The organism is Ralstonia sp. ASV6 (assembly GCF_016429285.1).
GTDB lineage: Bacteria > Pseudomonadota > Gammaproteobacteria > Burkholderiales > Burkholderiaceae > Ralstonia > Ralstonia flaminis.
On the sequence record NZ_JAELUI010000238.1, the window covers coordinates 1 to 5,040 of the forward strand.

The 5,040-nt window shown below is 61.8% G+C and carries 4 protein-coding genes; 1 reads left to right on the forward strand and 3 read right to left on the reverse strand.

What is annotated here, in order from left to right; all coding sequences use genetic code 11:
- The 3 genes from JHD73_RS26530 to dnaA all read right to left on the reverse strand — a co-directional run.
- The coding region (locus JHD73_RS26530) for an ATP-binding protein (RefSeq protein WP_199033136.1) at nt 1–1,056 on the reverse strand (1,056 nt) is incomplete at its 3' end.
- Between the two features lie 150 nt (nt 1,057–1,206).
- Entirely contained in the window at nt 1,207–2,322 is a 1,116-nt protein-coding gene (gene dnaN, locus JHD73_RS26535; RefSeq protein WP_199033137.1) for a DNA polymerase III subunit beta, read from the reverse strand.
- Nucleotides 2,323–2,599: 277 nt separating this feature from the next.
- Nucleotides 2,600–4,213, reverse strand: a complete 1,614-nt coding sequence (gene dnaA / locus JHD73_RS26540) for a chromosomal replication initiator protein DnaA (protein ID WP_233177169.1) — start codon at nt 4,211–4,213, stop codon at nt 2,600–2,602.
- Nucleotides 4,214–4,841: 628 nt separating this feature from the next.
- On the opposite strand from dnaA, the gene rpmH reads away from it, so the two are divergent.
- A complete protein-coding gene (gene rpmH, locus JHD73_RS26545) occupies nt 4,842–4,976 on the forward strand; it encodes a 50S ribosomal protein L34 (protein ID WP_003262958.1) in 135 nt (44 codons plus the stop codon).
- Nucleotides 4,977–5,040: the final 64 nt, after the last annotated feature.

The window sequence follows — 5,040 nt, forward strand, 5'->3', positions numbered from 1 at the left end:
GGTCAAGCCTTCGCGCATGTCGTCGCCCGAGGTGTCGACCTTGGCTTTCTTGGCGATCTCGTTGTCGGTGATGTATTTGTTGATGACGCGCGTCATGGCGGCGCGCAGGCCCGTGAGGTGGGTGCCGCCGTCACGCTGCGGGATGTTGTTGGTGAAGCAGAGCACCTGCTCGTTGTAGGCGTCGTTCCATTGCATGGACACTTCCACGCCCACGCCGTCTTTCTCGCCGGTGGCAAAGAAGATGGTCGGGTGCAGCGCGGTCTTGTTCTTGTTGATGTATTCAACAAAGCCCTTCACGCCGCCCGAGAAGGCGAAGTCTTCTTCCTTGCCGGTGCGCTGGTCGGTCAGGCGGATGTGCACGCCGTTGTTCAGGAACGAGAGCTCGCGAATACGCTTGGAGAGAATCTCGTAGTGGTATTCGACGTTGGTGAAGATCTCTTCGTCGGCCAGGAAGTGCACTTCGGTGCCGCGGCGGTCGGTGGTGCCCGACACACGCAGCGGCGAGACTTCAACCATCTTGCCGTCCGGCGCTTCCATGGTTTCCAGCAGGCGGTTCTGCGGAATGCCACGTGCGAAATCGATGTGGTGGACCTTGCCGTCACGGCGGATGATGACCTTCAGCCATTTCGACAGGCCGTTCACGCAAGACACGCCCACGCCGTGCAGGCCGCCCGAGACCTTGTAGCTGTTCTGGTCAAACTTGCCGCCGGCGTGCAGCTCGGTCATGACGATTTCGGCCGCGCTGCGCTTGGGCTCGTGCTTGTCGTCAAACTTGATGCCGGTCGGGATGCCGCGGCCGTTGTCCACCACCGAGATGGAGTTGTCGGTGTGGATGGTGACCTGGATCTCGGTGCAATGGCCAGCCAGCGCTTCGTCGATGGAGTTGTCCAGCACCTCGAACACGAGGTGGTGCAGGCCGGTGCCGTCGGACGTATCGCCGATGTACATGCCGGGCCGCTTGCGCACCGCCTCCAGGCCTTCCAAGATTTGGATCGAGGCGGCGCCGTAGCTGCTGCTGTCGGCGGGGGTGGATTGCGGTTTCTGCTCTTCGGTCATGTCGTTCTGCTCGCTGCCACGGGCACGGAGATACGGTTCTCAGCGCACATGGCGGGGTTGCTTAAAAACGGCGAAGGGGCGGATCGTCCCGATCCAGCCCCTCGTCTTGCTTTCGATGTTTGGTTTGCGCGGCTTGTAGAGGAAGCCTCGTCAAATGCGCATCGGCATGACGACGTACTTGAAGGTGTCGTCGTCGGGCAGGGTGATGAGGGCGCTCGAGTTGGAGTCGCCCAGGCTCACCTGCACCTTTTCGGCCTTGAGGTTGGCCAGCACGTCCAGCAGGTAGGTGACGTTGAAACCGATATCCAGCGCGTCGCCCTGGTAGTCGATTTCGAGTTCTTCCTGCGCTTCTTCCTGGTCAGCGTTGGTGGAGCTGATCTTCAGGACGTTGGTGTCGAGCATGCAGCGCACGCCCTTGAACTTATCGGTCGTCAGGATGGCCGTACGCTGCAGTGCGCTTTGCAGGAACGTACGGTCGATCGTGAAGCTGTTGCGGTAACCCTTGGGGATCACGCGCTGGAAATCCGGGAACTTGCCTTCGACCAGCTTGGAGATCAGCTCGATATTGCCGAAGGTGAACTTGACCTGGTTCGACGCCAGTTGCACCGAGACGGGATCGTCCACGTCTTCCAGCAGGCGTTGCAGCTCAAGAATGGTCTTGCGCGGGATGATGACTTCGTGGCGGCCGCCGGCGCCTGCCGGTTGTTCGCCGGTTTCCACGCCGCAGTAGGCCAGGCGGTGGCCGTCGGTGGCAACAGCCATGACTTGCTTGCCGTCCACCACCAGCAGCATGCCGTTGAGGTAGTAGCGGATGTCCTGCTGGGCCATCGCAAAGTGCACCATCGCCAGCAGGTGCTTGAGCGTCTTCTGCGGCACGGTGATGCGCGCGCCAAAGTCGGTGGCCTCTGCCACGGTCGGGAATTCTTCGGCGGCCAGCGTTTGCAGGGCAAAGCGGCTCTTGCCGGATTGCACCGTCATGCGCTTGTCGTTGAGCGTCAGCGCCACTTCGCCATCAGGCATCGCGCGCAGGATGTCGACCAGCTTGCGGGCGGCCACGGTGGTGGCCACGTCACCAGCGCCGGCACCGCAATCGGCGTGCGTGGTGATCTGGATTTCGATGTCGGTGGACAGGAAGGAAACCCGTTCCCCCGTCTTGCGGATCAGCAGGTTGGCCAGGATGGGCAGCGTGTGTCGGCGTTCCACGATGCCGCTCACGATTTGCAGCGGACGCAGCAGGTTGTCTCGCGAGGTTTTGACCAATTGCATGAAGGCGATCCTTGCAGTTTGAGGTGACACCGCGCGCGCCCCAGCTTGGCCCATTTGGGCTTGTGCCTGCAGGAGCATTCGCGATTAACCCCAAAGTTGTTGAAAATCAAGGGGTTAATCACAAATTATACCGCAAAGAAGGGGGCGCTGAATAGCGTCGCGCGCGCGGCAAATATGTCTATTGTGCATGAAAAGACGCCCGCATTGGAGCGGGCGTCGGCCGAGAGTTGATTCAGGGCGAATGGCGTTGCCATGCGCTCTGGTGGCCATCCGGCGGTCAACCCTTGAGCGTTTGCTCCAGCACGTGCAGTTCGTGGTTGAGCTGGGCGTCCTTGGTGCGCTCGTCGGCAATCTTGCGCACCGCGTGCAGCACGGTGGTGTGATCGCGCCCGCCAAAGAGTTCGCCAATTTCCGGCAGGCTCTTCTGCGTGAGCTCCTTGGCCAGATACATGGCGATCTGGCGCGGGCGCGCGATGTTGGCCGGCCGCTTCTTGGAGTACATGTCCGCGACCTTGATGTTGTAGAAATCCGCGCAGGTCTTCTGGATGTTCTCCACCGAGATCTGGCGGTTCTGCACCGTCAGCAGGTCCTTCAGCGCCTCGCGCGTGACCTCGATCGTGATCTCTTTGCCGTGGAAGTTGGAGTACGCCAGGATCTTGCGCAGCGCGCCTTCCAACTCACGCACGTTCGAGCGCAGGTGCTTGGCCACGAAAAAGGCCACCTCTTCCGGCACGGTCACGTTCTCGGCCTGCGCCTTCTTCATCAGAATCGCGACGCGCATTTCCAGCTCGGGCGGCTCGATGGCCACCGTCAAACCGGAGTCGAAGCGCGAGATCAGGCGGTCATCAATGCCGGTGATCTCTTTCGGATACGTATCGCTGGTGATGATGACCTGCGCGCGGTTGGCGATCAGCGCCTCGAACGCATAGAAGAATTCTTCCTGCGTGCGGTTCTTGCCCGAGAAGAACTGGATGTCATCGATCAGCAGCAGGTCGAGCGAGTGGTAGTAGCGCTTGAAATCATCAAACGCCTTGCGCTGGTAAGCCTTCACGACGTCAGAAACGTACTGTTCTGCGTGGATGTAGCGAATGCGGGCGCGCGGATTCTCCATCAGCATGAAGTTGCCGATGGCATGGATCAAGTGCGTCTTGCCCAGGCCCACACCGCCGTACAGGTAGAGCGGGTTGTACGACTTGCCCGGGTTGTTGGCGACCTGGATGGCGGCAGCGCGCGCCAGCTGGTTGGCCTTACCGGTGACGAAGTTGTCGAACGTGAGGATCTGGTTCAGGCGCGAGCGCTCGTGCACGGTGTCGTCCACGGGCGCCTGCGGTGGTGTCGCTAGGCCCGTGACCATGGCAGGTGCCTGCGGCGGCACGCGGTACGACTGGGCCCTGACCTCGGCGGCGTCCATCACGGGCACGTCGATTTCGGCCACCGCGTGACTCACCCCATGGCCGGCCGCGGCGAGCGCGGTTTCGCGATACATCGCGGGAGCCGGGCGCATGGCTGCAGTATCCAGTGCGGCGCCGTTTGCAGTCGGCATGGCGGTCTGCGCTGCCTGCCTTGGCTGAATCGATTGCGCTGGCATCGGTTGCATCGGCGCCGGAGCGAACGGCGGCTGCTGGGCCGCCTGACGCTGGCCGGCGGCCGGGTCAAGCACGAACTGCACGTCGACCTGCATCTCCCAGTAGTCGCACGCGAGCGACTGGATGCGGCCCGAGAACTGGCTCTTGACCCAGTCGAGCTTGAAGCGGTTAGGCGCGGCAATCCGCAGCGTGCACGCTTGCTCGTCGAACGACAGCGGCGTGAGCGGCTTGATCCACGTCTTGAATTGTTGCGGCGTCAGCTCACTCTCAAGTTGAGCGGATGCCGCATGCCAGAAATCCTGCATCGTTATCGTTTGGTGTTTGACCGGCGCCACACGCGTCTGTCGACGTCCCCGGGCGGGCCGGCCGCCGGGCCTCTGGCGCGGGCCAGAAACCGGGTGGCATTCGTTATTGGAACGGGATTGTACCCCCGGCCGAAAGTTATCCACAAAGGATAAGTCTGTGGATAACCTGTGGACCTGCTGTGAGTAGCAGTGGACAACTGATTTTGACGCCTCCCCAAAAACCCAATACCGGCAAGGCTTTCACCGAAATGACCCAAGCCGCACAAGGCGTTGGGGACAACTTGCAGGCAGGTGGATTTCTGGCGTGGAGCGCACGTTATCCCCAATCCATCAGGGTTGACAGATGCTGCAAATATCGTTTAAATGGCGGGTTCTGCGATGCGCGGCAGGGGAGCGCACGCTTGTTCGCGTCAGACCGACGCCGGGTTCATCCCGTCGCGCCTGATCCGGCTAAGGCCCGAGACTTTCGGTGCCTGTGTTGCCGGAGACGCCCTCGACCCGAACAACACAGCGCACGGCAGTCTGCGTGGGCGATTTCTCCTAATGAATCGACACCAGGCTTTGCGGGGCGACCCTAGGCCCGGCGCGTGCGGCAGCGTCCGCACCACCATTAACAAGAGAGTGCATCATGAAGCGTACCTACCAACCTTCCGTTACCCGTCGCAAGCGCACCCACGGTTTCCGTGTCCGCATGAAGACCCGTGGTGGCCGTGCCGTGCTGAACGCACGCCGCGCCAAGGGCCGCAAGCGCCTGGCGATCTAAGACTGCCGCGCCCCGGGTGACGGCTTCTGGCCGTTGCCCATGGCTTTTGCCGCAGTCTTACCCC

What these genes read in the sequence shown, in the direction of transcription:
- dnaN (WP_199033137.1), bottom strand. Translation starts at nt 2,322, where the DNA reads ATGCAATTGGTCAAAACCTCGCGAGACAACCTGCTGCGTCCGCTGCAA.
- dnaA (WP_233177169.1), bottom strand. Translation starts at nt 4,213, where the DNA reads ATGCAGGATTTCTGGCATGCGGCATCCGCTCAACTTGAGAGTGAGCTG.
- rpmH (WP_003262958.1), top strand. Translation starts at nt 4,842, where the DNA reads ATGAAGCGTACCTACCAACCTTCCGTTACCCGTCGCAAGCGCACCCAC.